A 20,038-nucleotide genomic window follows, 5' to 3' on the forward strand; every position below is an offset into this window, starting at 1 on the left:
TTCCGGGCATCACGCCTCGTTCCCCGCCACTATGGACATGACGGCCATGCGCACAGCGATGCCGAAAGTCACCTGCGGCAGGATCACGCTCTGCTTGCCATCCACCACGGCGGAGTCGATCTCGACCCCCCGGTTGATGGGGCCGGGGTGCATGACGATGGCGTCGGACTTGGCCAGCTGCAGCTTGTCCTGCGTGAGGCCGAAGCTCTTGAAATACTCCTGGCTCGACGGCAGCAGCGCGCCGCTCATGCGCTCGTTCTGCAGGCGCAGCGTGATGATCACGTCCGCGTCCTTGATGCCTTCTTCGAGCGTGTGGCACACACGCACGCCCATCTGCGCCATGTCGGACGGCACCAGGGTGCGCGGCCCCACCACGCGCACTTCGGCGCAGCCCAGCGTGGTCAGGCCGTGGATGTCCGAGCGCGCCACGCGCGAGTGCAGCACGTCGCCCACGATGGCCACGGTGAGGTTGGAAAAATCCTTCTTGTAGTGGCGGATGGTGTACATGTCCAGCAGCCCCTGCGTGGGATGGGCATGCCGGCCGTCGCCCGCGTTGATCACGTGCACATGCGGTGCCACGTGCTGGGCAATGAGGTAGGGCGCGCCCGATTCGCTGTGCCGCACCACGAAGATGTCAGCCGCCATCGCGCTGAGGTTGGCGATGGTGTCGAGCAGGGATTCGCCTTTGCTGGCCGAGCTGCGCGCGATGTCGAGGTTGATCACGTCGGCCGACAGGCGCTTGGCCGCGATCTCGAACGTAGTGCGCGTGCGCGTGCTGTTCTCGAAGAACAGGTTGAACACGCTCTTGCCGCGCAAGAGCGGCACCTTCTTGACCTCGCGGTCGTTGACGGAGACGAAGTTGGCGGCCGTGTCGAGGATGTGCGTGACGATGTCGCGCGGCAGGCCCTCGATGGACAGCAGGTGGATGAGTTCGCCGTTGCCGTTGAGTTGGGGGTTGCGCTTCTTCAGCACGGTCAGGCCTCTTTGACTTGGAAGTGGAAGGTACCGCTGTCGCCACGCGCCAGGGCCAGCGACTGGGCGGCGGGCAGGGCCACGCGGGCCGCGGCGAAGTCGGCCTGCACGGGCAGCTCGCGCCCGCCCCGGTCCACCAGCACGGCCAGGCGCACGCTGGCGGGGCGGCCGTAGTCGAACAGCTCATTGACCACCGCGCGGATGGTGCGGCCCGTGTAGAGCACGTCGTCGAGCACCAGCACGTCGGCGCCGTTCACGTCGAACGGCAGCGAGGTCTGCGCGCTGGCCGAGAGGCCGCGCTGGGCGAAATCGTCGCGGTGCATCACGGAAGACAGCACGCCGGGCGCGCCCTCCAGGCCCAGGTCCTTCTGCAGCCGCTCGGCCAGCCAGGCACCGCCCGAGGCGATGCCCGCCAGGCGCGTCGTGGGGGTCCACAGGCTGCGCACGCCGCGCAAAAGCTCGCGGTACAGGGCCTCGGCATCCAGCACGAGACTGCCGGACGCGCCGGGGGATGGGTTGCTGCTCATGGGAGGTTCCTCAAAAACTGTTCCAGGATGATGCAGGCCGAAGCGGCGTCCGCATCCTTGGCACCGCCGGCGATGGCCTCGGTGGTGCTGTAGCGCTCGTCCACTTCGAACACCGGCAGGCCGAAGCGGCCGCGCAGCTGGCGCCCGAACTTGAGCGCACGTTCGGTGTTCTCGTGGCTCGCGCCATCGGGGTGGTAGGGCACGCCGATCACCAGCGCGTCGGGCTGCCATTCCTTGATGCGCTGCGCGACCTGAACAAAACGCGCGTCGCCTTCGGCCTTGATCGTGGCTTGCGGCGTGGCGCTGCGCAGCATGCGGTTGCCCGTGGCCACGCCCGTGCGCTTGAGGCCAAAGTCGAAAGCAAGAAAGGTCTGGAAGTGCGCGGGAACGGCGGGCTGAGCGGGCAAGCCGGTCATGCGTGCCCCGCCTCGGGCGACAGCATCCAGGCCTTGAGGCCCAGCAGCGACAAGGCGCGGTCGTAGCGCTCGGGCACCGGGGTGTCGAAGATCACCGACAGGTCGGCCGCCACGGTGAGCCAGGCGTTTTCGGCCAGCTCGGACTCGAGCTGGCCCTCGCCCCACGACGAGTAGCCCAGCGTGATGAGCACCCTGCGGGGCCCCGCGCCCGTGGACAGGGCCTCGAGCACGTCCTTGGAGGTCGTCATCTCCAGCCCGCCCGGAATGGTCATGGTGGAAGCGTAGGCGGATTCGTCCGTTTCGGCCGTGTCCATGAGCATGGGCTCGTGTAGCACGAAGCCGCGCTCGGTCTGCACGGGGCCGCCCTGGAACACGGGTTCCCGGCTCAGGTCCTCGCGCCGCAGGGACAGGTCGACCTTGTCGAAAAGTCCCTTGAGCGTGATGTCGGTCGGCTTGTTGATGATGAGCCCGAGCGCGCCGCGCTCGCTGTGTTCGCACAGGTAGACGACGCTGCGCGCAAAAGACTCATCCTCCAGACCGGGCATCGCGATCAGGAAGTGATGCGTCAGGTTGATGGGCGCAGAATCGGAAGACATCTGCCAATTTTAACGGTGAACATGGCGCACTCTCCAGAGCCTTCCTACCCCAGCGGCCTTGTCTGGTTCCGGCGCGACCTGCGGGCCCATGACCAGGCGGCGCTGTACCACGCGCTGACCCGGTGCGAGCAGGTGCACTGCGCTTTCGTCTTCGACCGCGGCATCCTGGACGCCCTGCCCCGGGCCGACCGGCGCGTGGAGTTCATCCGGGAATCGCTGGTGGAGCTGGACGGATCGCTGCGCACCCTGTCCGGCCATGCCCAGAGCGGGCTGATCGTGCTACACGCGGTGGCCAGCGACGCCATTCCGGCACTGGCCAGCGCCCTGGGCGTGCAGGCCGTGTTTGCCAACCACGACGACGAACCCCAGGCCCTGGAACGCGACAGCCTGGTGCGCACGCGGCTGGCCGCCGCGGGAAGGGCCTTTCACACCTCCAAGGACCACACGCTCCTGGAGCGCAGCGAGGTGCTGACGCAGGCCGGCAGCCCCTACAGCGTGTTCACGCCCTACAAGAACGCCTGGCTCAAGAGGATCGACGCCTTCCAGCTCAAGAGCTACCCCGTGGAGCGCCACGCGCACCGCCTCGCAGCGCGCCCGCAGCCCCATGTCCAGCCCATCCCGGCGCTGGCATCGCTGGGTTTTGCACCCACGGGCCTGTCCCGGCTCCGGCTGCCCGCCGGCGCCAGCGGTGCACGCCAGTTGTTCACCGATTTTCTGGGCCGCATCGAGCGCTACGGCGGCACGCGCGACTTTCCGTCCGTCAAAGGCCCCAGCTACCTCGGCGTGCACCTGCGTTTTGGCACCATCTCGCCACGGCTGCTGGCGCGCACGGCGCACCAGCTCATGCTCGATGGCAACCCGGGCGCCGCCACCTGGCTCAACGAGCTGATCTGGCGGGACTTCTACTTCCAGATCCTGCACCACCACCCCCATGTGGCGGGCCGCAGCTTCAAGCCCGCGTATGACGCCATCCAGTGGGAGTCAGGACAGCAGGCCGACGCCTTGTTCGACGCGTGGTGCGAAGGCCGCACGGGGTATCCGCTGGTAGATGCCGCCATGGCGCAGATCAACCAGACCGGCTACATGCACAACCGCCTGCGCATGGTGGTGGCCAGCTTTCTCGTGAAGGACCTGGGCATCGACTGGCGCCGGGGCGAAGCCTACTTTGCCACGCACCTCAATGACTTCGACCTGGCCGCCAACAACGGCGGCTGGCAGTGGGCCAGCTCCAGCGGCTGCGACGCGCAGCCGTACTTTCGCATCTTCAACCCGGTCAGCCAGAGCGAGAAGTTCGACCCGGAGGGCCGATTCATCCGCCGCTATCTGCCGCAGCTGGCCCGGCTCGCCACCAAGGCATTGCATGCCCCTTGGCTGGCACAGCCGCTGGAATTGCAGGAAGCGGGCATCCGCCTGGGGGACCACTATCCGCTGCCCGTGGTGGAGCACGCTGCCGCGCGGCAGCGGACCCTGGAGCGGTATGCGGTGGTGAAGGCGGCTTCCGCCTGACCCCTGCCCCTTCTGCCTCAGCGGAGCGCGGCGGGTGGGGGTTCTCCCGGCGCGGGGTCATCCGGGCTCATCTGCATGCCCTCGCCGCCCAGCGACGCACCCGCCGCAAGCCGCAGGCGCAGGCGCACGTCGGTGCGATTGTCGGCGTTGGCAATGGCCTCTTCGGGCGATATCGCCCCGGTCTCGACCATGGCCAGCAGCGACTGGTCGAAACTCCACATGCCCTGCTCGCCGCTGCGGGTGATGGCGGTCTTGAGCTCGTCGATCTGGCCCTTTTGGATCAGCTCGGCCACGTAGGGCGTGAGCAGCATGATCTCGGTGGCGGGCACCAGGCTGCCCGAAAGCCCCGGCACCAGCCGCTGCGCCACCACCGCGCGCAGATTGAGGGACAAGTCCATGAGCAACTGGCGGTGGGCATCCTCGGGGAAGAAGTTCAGTATCCGCTGCACCGCCTGGTTGGCGTTGTTGGCATGCAAGGTGGACACGCACAGGTGGCCGGACTCGGCATAGTGCAGCGCATGCTGCATGGTGGCCCGATCGCGGATTTCGCCAATCATGATCACGTTGGGGGCCTCGCGCATCGCGCGGCGCAGCGCCTCGTCGTAGGACAGCGTGTCCAGCCCCACCTCGCGCTGCGTGATCAGCGATTTCTTGTGGGCATGCAGGTATTCGATGGGGTCTTCCACGGTCAGGATATGCCCGCCGACGTGGAGGTTGCGGTGGTCCAGCAGCGCGGCGAGCGTGGTGGTCTTGCCCGAGCCCGCAGACCCCACGGTAAGAACCAGCCCGCCCTTGAGGAACGCCAGCTGCTTGAGCACGGGCGGAAGGCCGAGCGCCTCCAGGCTGGGGATGCGGGTAATGACATGGCGGATCACCATGCCCACCTGCCCCCGCTGCCGGTGCACGTTCACGCGGAACCGCTCGCCCTCCGCCGCCTGCAGGGAGAGGTCGCACTCCATGGTGGATTCGAACTCCTGCCGCTGCGCTTCGCGAAGAATGGAGTAGGCCATCTGCCGCACGTCGTCCGCCGACAGCACCTGCTGCCCGATGGCCACGAAGACGCCCTGCCGCTTGAGCGTGGGCGGCGCTCCCGCCATGATGAAAAGATCAGACGCCCGCTGCCGCACCACCACGGCCAGGCAGGCCAGCAGGCGAGGGTCGGGAGATGGTGTTGCGGCCGCTTCCATCAGGACAAGCCCGGAAGCAAGAGGCGCAATGCAGTGGCCGGAACCGGCCCTGCCGCTGGCAGGCCACAGGCCTGCCGGGCAAGGGCAGGCCAGCAGTCCGCGTGCATGGTGGTCAGGCCTCTGCGGCCGCCGCGATGCGTGCGTAGTGCTGAATGAGGCTCAGCAACTCTTCGTCGGAGTACGGCTTGCCCAGGTAGTGGTTGACGCCCAGCTCCATGGCATGTTCGCGGTGCTTCTCGGCGATGCGCGACGTGATCATGATGATGGGGAGGTCGCGCAACGCACCGTCCGCGCGGATGTTGCGCGCCAGGTCGAAGCCGTCCATGCGGGGCATTTCGATGTCCGACAGCACCACCGTGGGACGCTCTTCCTGCAGCCGCTCGAGCGCCTGCAGGCCGTCGGCGGCCAGCGCCACACGGTAGCCTTCGCGCTGCAGCAAGCGCTGCGTGACGCGGCGCACCGTGATCGAATCGTCCACCACCAGCACCAGGGGCACCTGGCTGGGGCCCGCCAGCTGGAGCGACACCACGGATTTGCCGCCAGCGCCCGAACCATCGGCCTCCAGCACGGGAGGCAGATCCACATGGGCTGCCCGCACCTGATCGCCGTACACCGTGGCCAGCGCCACGGGGTTGTAGATCAGCACCACGGCACCCGAGGCCAGCACCGACATGCCCGCCAGGCCCGGCAGGCGGGACAACTGGGGCCCGAGGTTCTTCACCACGACTTCCTGGTTGCCCAGCACTTCGTCCACGTGCATGGCGATGCGCTGCGATGCGCTGCGGAAAATCACCACAGGTCGCGTCTTGCCAGCCGGCTCGTTGCTGCGCGCAGAAGCCTGCAGCAGCGCCCCGGCCCAGAAGAACGGCAACTGCTCCGTGCCATCGTCGAAATGGCCGGTACGGTATGCAACTTCAAGGTCTGCCGCCGAGGTGCGCCGCACGATCTCGACCACGTTGGCAGGCACGCCGATCGCCAGATCGCCGGCACGCAGCATCACCACCTGCGTCACCGCCGTGGTCAGTGGCAGCACCATGCGGAAGGCAGCGCCCTTGCCGGCCTCGGTCGAGGTCTCGATGCGCCCGCCCAGTGCATTGATCTCCGAGCGCACCACGTCCATGCCGATGCCCCGGCCCGCCAGGCCTGTCACTTCGCTGGCGGTACTGAAACCGGGCGTGAAGATCAGGTTGGCCGCTTCGGCATCGCTCAGCTGCGCATCGGGTTCGATCAGGCCCTGGGACAGTGCCTTTTCCCGGATGCGCGGCAGGTTCAGGCCAGCGCCATCGTCACGGAACTCCACCGACACGTCGTTGCCTTCGTGGTGCAGATCCACCGTGATGGTCCCGGACGCCGGTTTGCCCGCGGCGACCCGGTCCTCGGGGTTCTCGATCCCGTGGGCCACGCAGTTGCGCAGCAGATGTTCGAACGCCGGGGTCATGCGGTCCAGCACGCCACGATCCATCTCGATGGAGCCGCCGGTGATATCGAGCTTGATCTGCTTGCCGGTTTCCTTGGAGGCCTGGCGCACCACGGCGTACAGGCGCTCGGCAATGCCTTCGAACTCCACCATGCGGGTGCGCAGCAGGTCGCGCTGCAGTTCGCGCGCCTGGCGGCCCTGGGCGATCAGGTCGTCTTCAGCGCCTTCCATGGTGCGCTGCAGGTTGCGCTGCACGGTGGCCACGTCGTTCACCGACTCGGCCATCATGCGCGTGAGTTCCTGCACGCGGGTGAAGCGGTCGAACTCCAGCGGATCGAAACCAGCGGCCGAATCCTTGGACAGGGCCAGGCGCGACTGCATCTGCGATTCGGCCTGCACCTCGATGTCCCGCAGCTGCTGGCGCAGGCGGTCCAGATTGCCCGACAGGTCGGCCAGCGAACTGCGGAACTGGCCCAGCCGCACGTCCAGGCGCGATCGGCTGATCATCACTTCGCCCGCCTGGTTCACCAGGCGGTCCAGCAGCTGCGCACGCACACGCACCGACTGGTTGGACGCCACGCGCAGCGGCGCAAGCTGGGAGGGTGCCGGCAGGCGCACGGCAGGCGCCGATGGCGGCGTTGCCAGCGCCTGTGCAGGCGCATCCACCGGCACTGCCGACAGGTCCACCGGGGAACTGGCGCGCACGGCCTCGACCGGCAGCGACACCACCGTGTCGGCGGGGCTCTGCCCAATGGTCCGCAGGGCTTCGAAGTTGGCCTGCAGGCCGTCAAAGCTGGCCTGCAGGGGCTCGATCTGGTCGGAGGTGACCGTCTCGGCGTCCAGTTGCTCGATGGCGGATTCGAGGCGGTGGGCCATTTCGCCCAAACGCATGGCACCCGCCAGGCGCGAGCTGCCCTTGAGGGTGTGCAATGCCCGCAGCACCTCGCTGCGCGCACCCAGGTTGTCCGGGCGCGAAGCCCACTGGCGCAGGGCTCCACCGAGCTGCGGCAGCAGTTCCGCGGCCTCTTCCTCGAAGATCGGGAACAGGTCCGGATCGATGACGTCGATCGCATCAATGTCGTCATCCACGTCCGAACCCAGCGCCACGGCATGGGCAATCGCGTCGTCGACCATCTGGTCGTGGTCGTGCACCACGGCGGACAGCGCGGGCGCCACATGCCCCTTGGGAACCGGCACGGGCGTCAGCTCGGCGGGGACATCGGGTACGGGTTCGGCTGGGGGCAGCGGCTGCGCGGCTTCCGCGCCGATCGGTGCCACCGGCTCCACCGCCAGCCCGTCTGCGGCTTCCGCATCTTCTTCGGGCGGCGACAGGGTGTTGTCCACCTCGGTCTGCAGGATCTGGCGCAGTTGCTCCAGCACTTCCTGGCTGGGCTCCTTGAGGAAACCGGCCGCGAACTGGTGCAGCAACCGGCGGATATCTTCCGCCGCCGCCATGAAGGCCTGGGCCTGTTCCTGGGTGCCGCCAGACTGCAACGTCACGTGCTGAAGCGCATGCTCCAGTACGCGCGCCATTTCGGACAGGGCATTGAAGCCCACGGTGGCGGAGCTGCCCGCGAGCGAGTGCGACAACGCCACCGCGATGTCCGGCAGGGGCTCGTGCAGTTCCAGCGACCATTCCTGCAGGCAGGTCACCAGGCGGCGGGACCATTCATCGGCTTCGTTCAGATAGACGTTGTAGAGCGGAATGCCAATGCGCAGCGTGTCGATCACCTTGACCGCTTCGTCGCTGCTGCTGTCTTCCAGCGGCAGGGCCTCGGCCAGTTCCGGCGTTGCAGCAACGGGCTCGGCGTCCACGGTTTCCACCGCTTCGGCAGGCACGAGGGCTTCGGGCTCGGGCGCACCGGCCTCCGGCAATGGCTCCAGCGCCTCCAGTTCCACCGGCTCCGGTGCTTCCAGCGGCTCGGCGGCATCCAGGGATTGCGCCGACAGCAGCCCGGCCACTTCGTCCTCAGTCAGTTCGTCGGACAACGCGGTCGCTGGCGCCGGAAGTTCGGCTTCAGGCGCCGCCACGGCGGGTTCCAGGTCGGGCAGTTCGAGATCCAGCACGAAGTCGGCACTGGAAGGATCGATCACCGCGGCGTCTGCGGGCGCTTCGTCCAGCGCGGCTGCAAACACGGAGAAATCGATCTCCTCGGCCACCTCGGGGGAGGCCACGGCCTGATCCGCCGGCACTTCGGGTGCGTGGTCGAAGATTTCGGTGGCTTCGAAGTCGGGGATGGCCAGCGCCTCTTCCACCGCCTGTGGTGCGTCTGCAGCTTCTGGCTCCAGCGATTCGATGGGCACGCCGTCCAGGGCTGCAGCTTCCTGCATCTGCTCCTGCACGGGCGCAGCCTGCGGGGGGCTGTCCTCGCTGGCGAACGGGGTGGCCAGCGGCAGCAAGGTGCCGTCGAGCCGCATGGCATCCGCGGACTTGCGGAATGCGTCTGGCTGCCAGCCCGAAGCCTGGCCCGCGGCGATATCGTCCGCCCAGCGGCTGAATGCCCGCAGCGCGTCCGAGGACAGCTGCAGCAGGCTGGGCTGCATCGGCTTTTGCTCTGCCAACCAGGCGTTGAGCACCTGTTCCATGGACCAGGCCGCTTCACCGAAATCGTTCAGCCCGACCATCCGCGAACTGCCCTTGAGTGTGTGGAAGGCACGGCGCAGCGTGGTCTGTTCGCTGAGGTTGCCCGGCTCATCCTGAAGCACGTCGATGGCGGCCAGGCCATTGACCACCACTTCGCGGGCCTCCTCCAGGAAGACCTCCAGCAGTTCATCCTCGATCTCCGGTGCCTGCGCCACTGCAGGCGCGGGCGCTGCCGCCTGGGGCACCGGCGCGCCGCCGCCCTCTGTGGCGACGGGCAGATCAAAGGAAATGTCGGGTGCGAGCGACCCCGGATCCACCGGCGCCAGCTGCGCAGGGGCCACCTCGGACGGCATGTCCGGAAGGGAAGGCAGGGATCCGAAATCCGTGGGCTCGCCGAAGGGTTCCGGCACGGGAAAACGTGGCACCACGTCGGGCAATGGGATGGCGGCCCGCTCTTCCAGCTTGGCCGGCGCCTCTTCCACGGCATCCGACGCACGCGGACGGGTCTTGCCCATGAGGATGCGCAGTTCACCGAGCTCTTCGTCGTACACGAACAGCTTGCGGGCCATGGTGCGCTGGTAGCTGAGCATGTCGATCAGGAACCCCAGCGCGCCGAGGCTGTTGCCCAGCTTCTCGAAGACACCCTGGCGATCGGCCTCGGGCACCTCGTTGATGAGCAGGCGCTCCACCATGTCGCGCATGCGAACCACCGCGAGCGACGCCTGGTCCAGGCCCAGCACGGACAGCACACCGCGCATCTGCGCGAGATGGCCGGGGACGGTCGCCAGGACCGCCGTGTCCTGCGGATTGCGGAAAAACTGATCCAGCGCCTTCTCGGCTTCGCCGAGCGTGGAGCGCAGTTCGTCGACAACGCTGCCCATGGTCTGGTTGTCGCTGACCCGGCGGTACAGCTCCTCCATCCACTGTTCCAGGGGCTCGGGCTCCGCGCCCGCGCCGACGGCATCCAGGCGCTGCGCAAGCCTGCCCGCGCGGATTTCCATCTGGTCGTCGCCCGCATCCAGCTCTTCAAAGGCCGCCTGCAGGTACAGGACCGAGGTTGCCACTTCCATGGCCAAGGCGGCCGAGGGCGGTTCGCCGGAACGGGTGGTGGATTCCAGTGCGCGCGTCAGGGCCTGCGCAAGGCTTTCGCTTCCGGGATGCAGCTTGCGCAGCGAGTCGCACACCAGGCTGAATTGATCTGCTGCGGGCTTGAGCTTGTTGCGGTCCCCGCCGGCCAGCGCGGACCAGGTCTCGGTGGCCGCGGCGATCCGCTTGCGTGCCTGCGCCAGCATGGCGGGGTCAAAACGGCCGAACCGCGCAGCTTCATAGTCGACCGGCTTGAACCGGTCCAGCGCGAAGGCCTGCCGCACGGCCTGCAGCGAGGGCACGTCGCTGGCGGCCGCATCGGCCGGCCTGGCCTGGGAACAGAAGAACAGCAGGTCCTGCACCAGGCGGTCTGCAATGGTCGTGTCGCCCTTGGCCAGGGTGGCGTACTGCATCAGCACACGGGACGCCACGCGCTTGACGTAGACATCCGCGGGCAGCAGGCCGGAGCCAAAGGCCTCGAAGAAGCCCGCGCAGATCTTCCAGAAAGCGCGGGACTGGCGGTCCGGCTGGGCCGCCACGAAGCCCAGGCAGGTGTCCCTCAGGCTCAACGAGGCCCGCAGATCACCGGATTTGACGATTCGCAGCACCGCGGCGTCCAGGCGCGCGCGCGCTTCAGGACCGTACGGCAGCGGCGTGACCGACACTGCACCCTCGGGCTCGCGAAACCTGCGCTCCACAGGCCACAGGTCGGCAGGATGGACGCGGTCCGCGCCGGCCAGCGCCTGCGCGTCGCGGTACTGGGGGAACAGCGCAACAGGCGAAGCCGCCTTGCCCGCCAGAACGGTTTCCAGGTATTCGATCAGCGCAAAGCTCGCACGCTCAATGACGGCCGCGGCGTCGTCACTGCAGGTCTCGGGCCGCTGCACGAACTTCTGGACGGCAGACTCCATGGCCCGCAGGACCAGCGCCGGCGGGCCCATGCCCACCATTTCCAGCGCGCCGCACGCCTGGTGCAGCTGCTGCCGGGCAATGCGCAGCGGGCCGGCATCGAGCGCCGCGAGATCCGATTCGCGGGCGGCTTCCGCATCGCGCACAAAGCGGCGCATGGCCTTGACAGCACCGTCAAGGGATTTGCGCAGTTCGTCAAGCACCCACGCCAAAGGACCCAGGTCCTGATCTCCCTGGGTCCCATCCGCGGCCGGTGCATTGTTGACATCAATAGATGACATGGATTCGTCCCCGGCTGCTATGAGCCAGCTGGTTGATGACTACAGCGTCAGGCGATCTTGAACCGTGCCACCGATTGGCGCAGTTCTTCAGCCATGTGCGAGAGCTCGCGCACCTGCTGCGCTGTGGTTCGGGTACCTTCACCCGTTTGCTCGGTCACCGCAAAAATGTGCTGGATGTTGTCGGCCACTTCGTTGGCCAGAACGGCTTCCCGGGATGTCGAGGACGAAATCTGCTCAATCAGTTCGGCAAGGCGGCGCGACACGCGGTCGATCTCGGTCAGTGCGGTACCGGCGCTGTCGGACAGGCGCGCCCCTTCCACCACACCCTGCGTGGAGCGTTCCATAGCGGCCACGGCATCCTGCGTGTCGGTCTGAATCGCCTTCACGAGCGCCGAGATCTGGCGCGTGGCGTCTGCCGAACGTTCAGCCAGTCGCTGCACTTCTTCGGCCACCACCGAGAAGCCTCGGCCGGCTTCACCGGCGGACGCGGCCTGGATGGCAGCGTTCAGGGCCAGCACGTTCGTCTGCTCGGTAATGTCGGAAATCAGTTCGGTGATTTCACCGATCTCCTGCGAGGATTCGCCCAGGCGCTTGATCCGCTTGGAGGTGTCCTGGATCTGGTCGCGGATGGAGTTCATACCGCCGATGGCGTTCTGCACGGCCTGCAGGCCCGAGTCGGCAGCTTGCAGCGATTGACGGGCCACCGTGGCGGACTCTTGCGCTTGTGTGGACACCTCGTTGATTCGGGTGGCCATGTCGAGCACCGAACGGCCGGTTTCGCGAATTTCGCGCAGCTGCTCGGTGGATGCCGCCAGCAGCTCCGTGGACGTGTTGTCCACCTGGGCCGTCGTCTGCGCCACCCGCGTGGCCGTGTTCTGCACGCTGCCCACCAGCTGGCGCAGTTCTTCCACCGTGTAGTTCACCGAGTCGGCGATGGCGCCCGTGATGTCTTCCGTCACGGTGGCTTCCTGGGTCAGGTCACCTTCAGCGACCGACTGCAGTTCGTTCATCAGCCGCAAAATGGCGGCCTGGTTGGCGTCATTGACGCGCTTGGCTTCCTGCTCCTGGCGCTTGGCGTCCTTCTGCTGCATTTCGGCAGCAGCCTGGCGGCCACGGCTGTCCAGCAGCTGCACGCGCGAGATGCCCACGCCGCAAAAGATCACGAACAGGCCGGCGAGGGCCAGGGCAGCGAGCTGTCCACCGCCCACACCCGTCTGGGCGGACAGCTTGCTCTGCAGGCCTTCGAGCTGGCGGCGCAGGGGTTCGCTGTCGGCAATGATCGCCGACTGGGCTTCACGGGCAGACACCAGACCTTGCAGGTTGCCCAGAATGGCGCTGGCTTGCGTGCGGGTCTGCTCATAGAGCTTGACCAGGGCTTCGAGCTGTTCGCGGGTCTGGGCATCCTTGGTGGCGGCCAGGCGCAGTTCAGGGCTGCCATCGAGCAGGCCCTGGGCGATTTCCTTGAACGAATTCAAGTCCTTGCCCAGCAGGAACACGGCCTCGGGGCTCACGCCTTCCATGGTCTGGAATTCGTTGGCCGACTTGCCGATACGCTGGGTCAGCATCACGAGCTGGCCGGCGGCGGAAATCTCGGCGGCAGGCGCGTTCTGCTGCAGCTTGAGGGACGACACCGTCTCGGCGATTTCCAGCAGGTCGGACGATTGGCGGTTGATGGTGCGCAGAGCGTCCCCCACCTGCGTCAGGATCTTCTGCTGGCCCATCACCACGCTGGCATTGCGCTCGGCACGTTCCATGAGCGGGTTCACGGCGTCCAGATCGGGCTTGTAGGGCTCGCCCAGCGATTCCACGCCGAGTTCGCCATCACCCGCATTCAGGGCGCGCACATTGCGCGCCAGCACGCCGGAGCTTTCCACCACGTCCGGGAAGGCCTGCGGACTTCCCACCAGCGCCTGCGACACCGACTTCGCCAGGCGCTGCGACTGCATGAGGGACTGGCCCGTTGCAGCAAGCTGCTGCGCGGAGCGGTCGGCCTGCCGCAGCACCCAGGCAGCGATCAAGGCCAGGACGATCACGCCCACAGCCAGCAGGCCGAGCAGGCGGCGCTGGTGGGCTGCAGCGGTCGAGCGGCCCAGCAGTGGCAGGGAGATGAGGTCTTCCTCCGCGTCCTGGGCAGACTGCTCGGGGGCATAGCCGTCCGGGTCACCCTGAACACTGTTCATGGCTTCGGCCTGGTACGCGTCGCGCAATTGCGCGCCGTCGAGCGAACCCGTGGCAAGAATATCCTGCCCGTCGTCGGCCGTGCCGGCAATCGCGCCTGCATCCGGTGCGGCAGGTTTCCGGTTGAACAGTTTTCCAAATTGATTGACGACGGACATGGTGCAGCCTTACAGAAAAACTCAAGCACTGATGCTCAGGAAAGCGGGATGTTGGGACAGGATCTGCAAGTTCAGTTCCTGCCAGCGCGCGCCGCTGGAATCGATATACGTGGTGCCGAAGAATGCAGGGGAATCCTCGGCCGGAGGCTCGGAGGACACGAACGCATCGGTCCCGCGCAGGCCGGCCAGGCGGTCCACCAGCAAAGCGGCATTGACTTCGAGGGCCGCGTTGAAAGCCAGGAGGCTGGCCTCCGACAGGGCCTGTTCGGTACGGGGCGCCGCGGAGCCCAGGAGCCCCGCGAGATCCACCACGCCGACCAGCCCGCCGCGCAGGTTGGCAACGCCCAGGAACCAGCTTTGGGTATAGGGCACCGCCTGGATCGAGACCCAGGGGAAAATCTCCCCCGACTGTCCAAGGGGCAGCAAATAGAAACTCCCGGCGGACTCGACAGCCAGCCAGGATGACACAGAGGTCCCTTCGGTTCTTGCGGCCTGAAGGCGGCTGGCAAGTCGGGTCTGGAGCTCTCGCAGGGCTTCGCGGTTGGCCATGAACGCGCCGCAGCCTCAGTTCAGGGCGTCGATTTTGGCCTGCAGTTCGGCGGGATCGACGGGCTTGGTGATGTAGCCCCGCGCACCCTGCCGCATCCCCCAGACGCGATCCGTTTCCTGGTTCTTGCTGGTGCACATGATGATGGGCACGTCGGCATACAGCGGGTCGCGGGTGATGGCGCGCGTAAGTTGAAAGCCATTCTGGCCGGGCATCACGACATCCATGAGGATCAGATCGGGCTTTTCTTCCGCCAGGCGGCGAAAGGCTTCATCGGCATTTTCAGCGGTGCGTACCTGCATGCCTTTTTTCTGAAGCAGGTCCGTCAAAAACATCAACTCGGTCTTCGAGTCGTCGACGACCAGTACTTTCTGGATGGGCATTTACATCGCTCCTTGTTGGGAATTGCCAAACTGCTGCACTGCCTGCAGCAGCTGGTCTTTGGTAAACGGTTTGGTGAGATATTCCTGGCAGCCGACCATGCGCCCGCGCGCCTTGTCGAATACGCCGTCCTTGGAAGACAGCATTACCACCGGAGTATCTGCAAAACGGGCGTTGCGCTTGATGATGGCGCAGGTCTGGTACCCGTCGAGCTTGGGCATGAGGATGTCGCAGAAAATCAGCTGAGGCTGGTAATCGTTGACTTTGGCCAAAGCATCAAAGCCGTCGTCGGCCAACAAGACTTCGTGCCCCCCCTGCTTGAGAAAAATCTCGGCGCTTCGACGGATGGTGTTGCTGTCATCCACCACTAGCACTTTGAAAGATGCGCCTGTTGTAGTCAATTGTTACTGCTCCCGATGGAAAAATAAACAACGCGGCAGCACATGATGCTGGTGCGCCTCAAATCTGAACCATCTCGAAGTCTTCCTTGCGGGCGCCACATTCAGGGCAGGTCCAATTCATGGGAACCTGATCCCATGGAGTGTTGGGTGCAATGCCGTGCTCAGGTGAACCCTCTGCTTCGTCATAAATCCAACCGCAAATCAAACACATCCAAGTTTTAGAGTCGGTCACAGCTTAAAGGGCCTTCACATAGAATGCAACGATTGTATCTAGTCATCTCCGCGGGCCACGGCGCCGGTGCCGCCCCTCAAGCAGGATCTGGTCCATGACCGCCAAAGCATCCCCTCCCCCCCCAGAAATCATAGATATCGAAGATGACGGTTCGGAGGACGCAAGCCCTGCGTGCGTGCTCGTCTTCAATGCCAGCGACCCCAGCGGCGCCGGCGGACTGACGGCCGACATCACCACCATCGCCTCCGTGGGCGGGCACCCGATCGCCGTGGTCTGCGGCGCGTACGCCCGCGATACCGCGGAGATTTTCGACCACTTCAGTTTTGACGACGAGGCCGTGGCCGAGCAGGCCCGCGCCGTCCTGGAGGACCTGCCGGTACAGGCCATCAAGGTCGGTTTCGTGGGCAGCCCGGAGAACATCAGCACCATCGCCGAGATCACGACCGACTACGACGAAGTGCCCGTGATCGCCTACATGCCCAACCTGTCCTGGTGGCGCGACGAGCTGATCGACGAGTACCTGGACGCCTTCCGGGAATTGTTGTTACCGCAGACCTCGGTGTTGGTTGGAAACCACAGCACCCTGTGGCGCTGGCTGCTGCCGGACTGGACCAGCGACCGCAGCCCGACCGCGCGCGACATCGCCCGGGCCGCCTCCGAGATGGGTGTGCCCTACACCCTGGTCACCGGTATTCCGCTGCCCGAGCAGTTTGTCGAGAACGTCCTGGCCTCGCCCCAGACCGTGCTGGGCAGCGGCAAGTTCGAGTTGTTCGACGCCACCTTCTCCGGCGCTGGCGACACCTTGTCCGCCGCGCTCACCGCCCTGGTGGCCAGCGGCAACGACCTGGGCGAGGCCACCAGCGAGGCCCTGGGCTACCTCGACCGCTGCCTGGACGCCGGCTTTCGCCCCGGCATGGGGCACATCGTGCCCGACCGCATGTTCTGGGCCCAGCCCGACGACGACGAGGCCGACGGCGATGAAGAAGAACCCCCGATTGACGAAGCACAGGCCCTCGAAGGCTTTGTGATGCCACCCCATGACACCAAGCACTGACCTCAACCTCCCCCTGTTCGAACGCGCCAAGGCGCTGATCCCCGGCGGCGTGAACTCGCCCGTGCGGGCCTTCAAGGCCGTGGGCGGCACGCCGCGTTTCGTGAAGCGCGCCCAGGGCGCCTACTTCTGGGACGCCAACGACCAGCGCTTCATCGACTACATCGGCTCCTGGGGTCCGATGATCCTGGGCCACGGCCACCCCGCCGTGCTCGAAGCCGTGCAGAGCGCAGCGCTCGAAGGCTTCAGTTTTGGCGCGCCGACCGAGCGCGAAGTGGAGCTGGCCGAGGAAATCCTGAGCCTTGTGCCTTCGATGGAGATGATCCGCCTGGTCAGCTCGGGCACCGAAGCCGGGATGAGCGCCATCCGCCTGGCGCGCGGTGCCACGGGCCGCAGCAAGTTCATCAAGTTCGAGGGCTGCTACCACGGCCATGCCGATTCGCTGCTGGTCAAGGCCGGCTCGGGCCTGGCCACGTTCGGCAACGCCACCAGCGCGGGCGTGCCGCCCGAAGTGGTGCAGCACACCCTGGTGCTGGAATACAACAACGTCGCCCAGCTCGAAGAAGCCTTCGCCCTGCACGGCAAGGAACTGGCCTGCGTGATGATCGAGCCCATCGCGGGCAACATGAACCTGGTGCGCGCCAGCGTTCCGTTCATGAAGCGCTGCCGCGAGCTGTGCACCGAATACGGCGCGCTGCTGGTGCTCGACGAGGTGATGACGGGCTTTCGCGTGGCCCTGGGCAGCGCCCAGAGCGTGTACGCCCGGAGCATCCCGGGCTTCAAGCCCGACATCACGGTGCTGGGCAAGGTGATCGGTGGCGGCATGCCGCTGGCCGCCTTTGGGGGCCCGCGCGCCATCATGGAACACCTGGCACCGCTGGGGGCCGTGTACCAGGCGGGCACGTTGTCGGGCAACCCGGTGGCCACGGCCTGCGGGCTGGCCACGCTGCGCGAGATCAGGAAGCCGGGTTTCTTCGACGCCCTGTCGGCCACCACGCGCTCGCTGGTCGATGGGCTGGCTGCCGCGGCGGCGGCCGAAGGCGTGCCCTTCAGCACCGACAGCGAAGGCGGCATGTTCGGCTTCTTCCTGATGCCCGAGCTGCCCCAGAACTACGCCCAGGTGCTCAAGACCGACAGCGCGCGTTTCAACCAGCTGTTCCACGGCCTGCTCGATCGCGGTATCTACATCGCGCCGGCGCTGTACGAGGCGGGCTTCGTGAGCGCGGCACACACCGCCGACGACATCGCCGCCACCGTGGCAGCCGCCCGCGAAGTCTTCAAGGAACTATCAAAATAATAGCTACCAGCGCTTACCCATCAAGCGCTATCGGCCATTTTTATGAATATTCCTGCTTGCTAACTCGACGTTGGCATTCGTTCACAGCAGCCCCCGCAGCTCGCGGGCGGCCTCCTGCAGCAGTGGCAGCATGTCGCGCTGCAGGCTGCGCTCGTCCACCTGCTTGGGCGACGCCACCACATTGAGTGCGGCCACCGTGTCGCCCTGCAGATTGCGCAGGGGCACGGCCAGCGCGTGCACGCCCAGCTCGTGCTCCTCCACCGCCAGGCAATGGTCGTCGCGCCGCGCCTTGGCAATCACCTGCCGCAGCGGGCCGACCTGGGTGATGGTGTGGGGAGTGAGCCGGTGCAGCGGGCAGGCCTTGAGCCACGCCGTCAGCGCCGCCGGTGGCAAGGCTGCCAGCAGCACGCGCCCCGTGGACGTGGGGTGCGCCGGCAGCCGCGCCCCCAGGTGCAGCCCATAGGCCAGCACGCGCGACGGCGCGCCGTACACCCCGCTGCGCGCCACGATCACCACCTCGCCGCCATCCAGCACCACGGCCGAGAATGACTGCTGCGTCTGTGCCGCCAGCCGGTTGAGCGTGGGCTGCAGCACCCGCGGCAGCCGGGCCGATGCCAGGTAGCTGCCCGAAAACCGCAGCACCTTGGGCGCCAGCCAGAAGTAGCTGCCATCCGTCTCCAGATAACCCAGGTGCGCCAGCGTGAGCAGGTGGCGGCGCGCCGCCGCGCGCGTGAGGCCGGTGCGCTGCGCGGCCAGCGTGGCATTGAGCCGCTGGCGCTCGGTGTCGAAACTCTCCAGCACCGCCAGGCCCTTGGCCATGCCTTCGATGAAATCTGCCTTGGCGATGGGAACGGTGGTCATGCGGGGGTCCATGGTCGGCCGGTCGATGCCCGGGGTGCGGGCGCCCGATGCGCCGGGGGCTGTGGAAGATTGCGCGATGATCGCACATCACGTCCACCCACCGCGCGCCAGGGCGCCGGGCGGGCGCCGCGTTGACATGGATCAACCTACGCTTGGCGCTGTTGTCTTAGCGCTTTCCAGCGCCCTTGTTTGCTTTGTGAGGTTGTCCACCATGCGTACCCAGGTTGCCATCATCGGCGCAGGCCCCGCCGGCCTGCTGCTCGGCCAGTTGCTTTACAAGTCCGGCATCGACGCCGTCATCATCGAACAGCGCAGCCCCGACTACGTGCTGGGCCGCATCCGCGCCGGCGTGCTGGAGCAGGTCAGCATGGACCTGCTGGACCAGGCGGGTGTCGGCGCCCGCGCCCATGCCGAAGGACTGCCACACGACGGCATCGAGCTGCTGTTCAAGGGCGCGCGGCACCGCATCGACCTGCACGCGCTGACCGGCGGCAGCCGCGTGACGGTGTACGGCCAGACCGAAGTCACCCGCGACCTGATGGACGCCCGCGCCGCCGAAGGCCTGACCACGGTGTACGACGCCCAGAACGTGAGCGTGCACGACTTCGACGGCCAGCAGCCGCGCGTGACCTACGAGAAGGACGGCCAGACGCACGAGGTGCTGTGCGACTTCATCGCAGGCTGCGACGGCTACCACGGCGTGTGCCGCGCCAGCGTGCCCGAGGGTGCGCTGCGCACCTACGAGCGCGTCTACCCCTTCGGCTGGCTGGGCGTGCTGGCCGACGTGAAGCCTGTCTCGCACGAGCTGATCTACGCCAACACCGAGCGCGGCTTTGCGCTGTGCAGCATGCGCAGCAACACGCGCAGCCGCTACTACCTGCAGGTGCCATCGACCGACAAGGTGGAGCAGTGGAGCATCGAGCAGTTCTGGGCCGAACTGGGCAACCGCCTGGACCCCGAGGCGCGCGAGAACCTGGTCACCGGCCCGGCGCTGGAGATGAGCATCGCCCCGCTGCGCAGCTTCGTGGCCGAGCCCATGCGCTTTGGCCGCCTGTTCCTGGCGGGCGACGCCGCCCACATCGTGCCGCCCACCGGCGCCAAGGGCCTGAACCTGGCGGCGAGTGACGTGGGCTACCTGTGGAATGCGTTCGCCGACTACTACGGCGAGAAGTCGAGCGCCGGCATCGACACCTATTCCGACCGCTGCCTGCGCCGCGTGTGGCGCGCCGAGCGCTTCTCGTGGTGGTTCACCTCGTTGATGCACCGTTTTCCAGAGACTGGCGAATTCGGCCAGAAGATTCAGGAAGCCGAGCTGGAATACCTGGTGCACTCGCGCGCAGCCTCGGTCTCACTGGCCGAGAACTACGTAGGGCTACCGATGAACTTCGGAACCTGACTCTCTCCCCGTTCCGAGAGTACCTCCCAAAAAAAAAGCGGCTTCCCAGGAAGCC

General features: G+C 66.7%; 16 protein-coding genes. 4 read left to right on the forward strand and 12 right to left on the reverse strand.

The genetic code is table 11. The annotated features are described in order from the left end of the window. Positions 1 to 9 precede the first annotated feature (9 nt). Genes ACAM51_RS08590 through ACAM51_RS08605 form a run of 4 tightly spaced genes read right to left on the reverse strand, consistent with a single transcriptional unit; the run spans position 10 to position 2,511 of the window. Positions 10 to 972: an aspartate carbamoyltransferase catalytic subunit gene (locus tag ACAM51_RS08590; protein ID WP_218296020.1), complete on the reverse strand. Its 963-nt coding sequence runs from the start codon at positions 970 to 972 to the stop codon at positions 10 to 12. Between the two features lie 2 nt (positions 973 to 974). Further along, complete coding sequence (gene pyrR / locus ACAM51_RS08595; protein WP_218296021.1) at positions 975 to 1,499, reverse strand: bifunctional pyr operon transcriptional regulator/uracil phosphoribosyltransferase PyrR; 525 nt, start codon at positions 1,497 to 1,499, stop codon at positions 975 to 977. Then, the gene (gene ruvX / locus ACAM51_RS08600) at positions 1,496 to 1,915 is read right to left on the reverse strand and encodes a Holliday junction resolvase RuvX (protein WP_218296022.1); all 420 of its coding nucleotides are present in this window, start codon (positions 1,913 to 1,915) and stop codon (positions 1,496 to 1,498) included. Before ruvX ends, pyrR begins: the two co-directional genes overlap by 4 nt. Beyond that, positions 1,912 to 2,511: a YqgE/AlgH family protein gene (locus ACAM51_RS08605; RefSeq protein WP_218296023.1), complete on the reverse strand. Its 600-nt coding sequence runs from the start codon at positions 2,509 to 2,511 to the stop codon at positions 1,912 to 1,914. Before ACAM51_RS08605 ends, ruvX begins: the two co-directional genes overlap by 4 nt. Positions 2,512 to 2,532: 21 nt before the next feature. On the opposite strand from ACAM51_RS08605, the gene ACAM51_RS08610 reads away from it, so the two are divergent. Next, a complete protein-coding gene (locus tag ACAM51_RS08610; RefSeq protein WP_369643301.1) occupies positions 2,533 to 4,017 on the forward strand; it encodes a deoxyribodipyrimidine photo-lyase in 1,485 nt (494 codons plus the stop codon). A 17-nt stretch (positions 4,018 to 4,034) separates the two neighbouring features. Here the strand turns inward: ACAM51_RS08610 and ACAM51_RS08615 are convergent, their stop codons facing one another. The 7 genes from ACAM51_RS08615 to ACAM51_RS08645 all read right to left on the reverse strand — a co-directional run bounded on the left by ACAM51_RS08615 (position 4,035) and on the right by ACAM51_RS08645 (position 15,378). After that, complete coding sequence (locus ACAM51_RS08615; RefSeq protein ID WP_369643302.1) at positions 4,035 to 5,204, reverse strand: PilT/PilU family type 4a pilus ATPase; 1,170 nt, start codon at positions 5,202 to 5,204, stop codon at positions 4,035 to 4,037. A 112-nt stretch (positions 5,205 to 5,316) separates the two neighbouring features. After that, the gene (locus ACAM51_RS08620) at positions 5,317 to 11,481 is read right to left on the reverse strand and encodes an Hpt domain-containing protein (RefSeq protein WP_369643303.1); all 6,165 of its coding nucleotides are present in this window, start codon (positions 11,479 to 11,481) and stop codon (positions 5,317 to 5,319) included. Between the two features lie 47 nt (positions 11,482 to 11,528). After that, the gene (locus tag ACAM51_RS08625) at positions 11,529 to 13,817 is read right to left on the reverse strand and encodes a methyl-accepting chemotaxis protein (RefSeq protein WP_369643304.1); all 2,289 of its coding nucleotides are present in this window, start codon (positions 13,815 to 13,817) and stop codon (positions 11,529 to 11,531) included. A 21-nt stretch (positions 13,818 to 13,838) separates the two neighbouring features. Beyond that, positions 13,839 to 14,366, reverse strand: a complete 528-nt coding sequence (locus tag ACAM51_RS08630; protein WP_218296027.1) for a chemotaxis protein CheW — start codon at positions 14,364 to 14,366, stop codon at positions 13,839 to 13,841. 15 nt (positions 14,367 to 14,381) lie between these two features. Then, a complete protein-coding gene (locus ACAM51_RS08635; RefSeq protein WP_010459520.1) occupies positions 14,382 to 14,747 on the reverse strand; it encodes a PleD family two-component system response regulator in 366 nt (121 codons plus the stop codon). Next, complete coding sequence (locus ACAM51_RS08640) at positions 14,748 to 15,146, reverse strand: PleD family two-component system response regulator (RefSeq protein ID WP_005796099.1); 399 nt, start codon at positions 15,144 to 15,146, stop codon at positions 14,748 to 14,750. It abuts the gene before it with no gap. Positions 15,147 to 15,204: 58 nt separating this feature from the next. Next, on the reverse strand, positions 15,205 to 15,378 hold the full coding sequence (locus ACAM51_RS08645) for a rubredoxin (protein ID WP_082836248.1): 174 nt from the start codon (positions 15,376 to 15,378) through the stop codon (positions 15,205 to 15,207). 94 nt (positions 15,379 to 15,472) lie between these two features. On the opposite strand from ACAM51_RS08645, the gene ACAM51_RS08650 reads away from it, so the two are divergent. Together ACAM51_RS08650 and hemL are read left to right on the forward strand one after the other, a co-directional pair. Further along, positions 15,473 to 16,432 (forward strand): hydroxymethylpyrimidine/phosphomethylpyrimidine kinase, encoded by a 960-nt coding sequence (locus ACAM51_RS08650; protein ID WP_369643305.1) that lies wholly within the window; start codon positions 15,473 to 15,475, stop codon positions 16,430 to 16,432. After that, the gene (gene hemL, locus ACAM51_RS08655; protein ID WP_369643306.1) at positions 16,416 to 17,726 is read left to right on the forward strand and encodes a glutamate-1-semialdehyde 2,1-aminomutase; all 1,311 of its coding nucleotides are present in this window, start codon (positions 16,416 to 16,418) and stop codon (positions 17,724 to 17,726) included. Before ACAM51_RS08650 ends, hemL begins: the two co-directional genes overlap by 17 nt. An 81-nt stretch (positions 17,727 to 17,807) precedes the next feature. On the opposite strand, the gene ACAM51_RS08660 is transcribed toward hemL, so the two are convergent. Continuing rightward, positions 17,808 to 18,587: an IclR family transcriptional regulator C-terminal domain-containing protein gene (locus tag ACAM51_RS08660; protein WP_218296030.1), complete on the reverse strand. Its 780-nt coding sequence runs from the start codon at positions 18,585 to 18,587 to the stop codon at positions 17,808 to 17,810. 211 nt (positions 18,588 to 18,798) lie between these two features. Here ACAM51_RS08660 and pobA point away from each other — a divergent pair, with 211 nt between their 5' ends. Then, the gene (gene pobA, locus ACAM51_RS08665; RefSeq protein WP_369643307.1) at positions 18,799 to 19,983 is read left to right on the forward strand and encodes a 4-hydroxybenzoate 3-monooxygenase; all 1,185 of its coding nucleotides are present in this window, start codon (positions 18,799 to 18,801) and stop codon (positions 19,981 to 19,983) included. Positions 19,984 to 20,038 lie beyond the last annotated feature (55 nt).

Origin of the sequence: Acidovorax sp. A79 (genome assembly GCF_041154505.1) — a bacterium.
GTDB lineage: Bacteria > Pseudomonadota > Gammaproteobacteria > Burkholderiales > Burkholderiaceae_C > Acidovorax.

Coding starts and splice junctions, on each gene's coding strand:
- pyrR (WP_218296021.1), bottom strand. CDS start 1,499: ATGAGCAGCAACCCATCCCCCGGCGCGTCCGGCAGTCTCGTGCTGGAT.
- ruvX (WP_218296022.1), bottom strand. CDS start 1,915: ATGACCGGCTTGCCCGCTCAGCCCGCCGTTCCCGCGCACTTCCAGACC.
- ACAM51_RS08605 (WP_218296023.1), bottom strand. CDS start 2,511: ATGTCTTCCGATTCTGCGCCCATCAACCTGACGCATCACTTCCTGATC.
- ACAM51_RS08610 (WP_369643301.1), top strand. CDS start 2,533: ATGGCGCACTCTCCAGAGCCTTCCTACCCCAGCGGCCTTGTCTGGTTC.
- ACAM51_RS08615 (WP_369643302.1), bottom strand. CDS start 5,204: ATGGAAGCGGCCGCAACACCATCTCCCGACCCTCGCCTGCTGGCCTGC.
- ACAM51_RS08620 (WP_369643303.1), bottom strand. CDS start 11,481: ATGTCATCTATTGATGTCAACAATGCACCGGCCGCGGATGGGACCCAG.
- ACAM51_RS08625 (WP_369643304.1), bottom strand. CDS start 13,817: ATGTCCGTCGTCAATCAATTTGGAAAACTGTTCAACCGGAAACCTGCC.
- ACAM51_RS08630 (WP_218296027.1), bottom strand. CDS start 14,366: ATGGCCAACCGCGAAGCCCTGCGAGAGCTCCAGACCCGACTTGCCAGC.
- ACAM51_RS08635 (WP_010459520.1), bottom strand. CDS start 14,747: ATGCCCATCCAGAAAGTACTGGTCGTCGACGACTCGAAGACCGAGTTG.
- ACAM51_RS08650 (WP_369643305.1), top strand. CDS start 15,473: ATGACCGCCAAAGCATCCCCTCCCCCCCCAGAAATCATAGATATCGAA.
- hemL (WP_369643306.1), top strand. CDS start 16,416: ATGACACCAAGCACTGACCTCAACCTCCCCCTGTTCGAACGCGCCAAG.
- ACAM51_RS08660 (WP_218296030.1), bottom strand. CDS start 18,587: ATGACCACCGTTCCCATCGCCAAGGCAGATTTCATCGAAGGCATGGCC.
- pobA (WP_369643307.1), top strand. CDS start 18,799: ATGCGTACCCAGGTTGCCATCATCGGCGCAGGCCCCGCCGGCCTGCTG.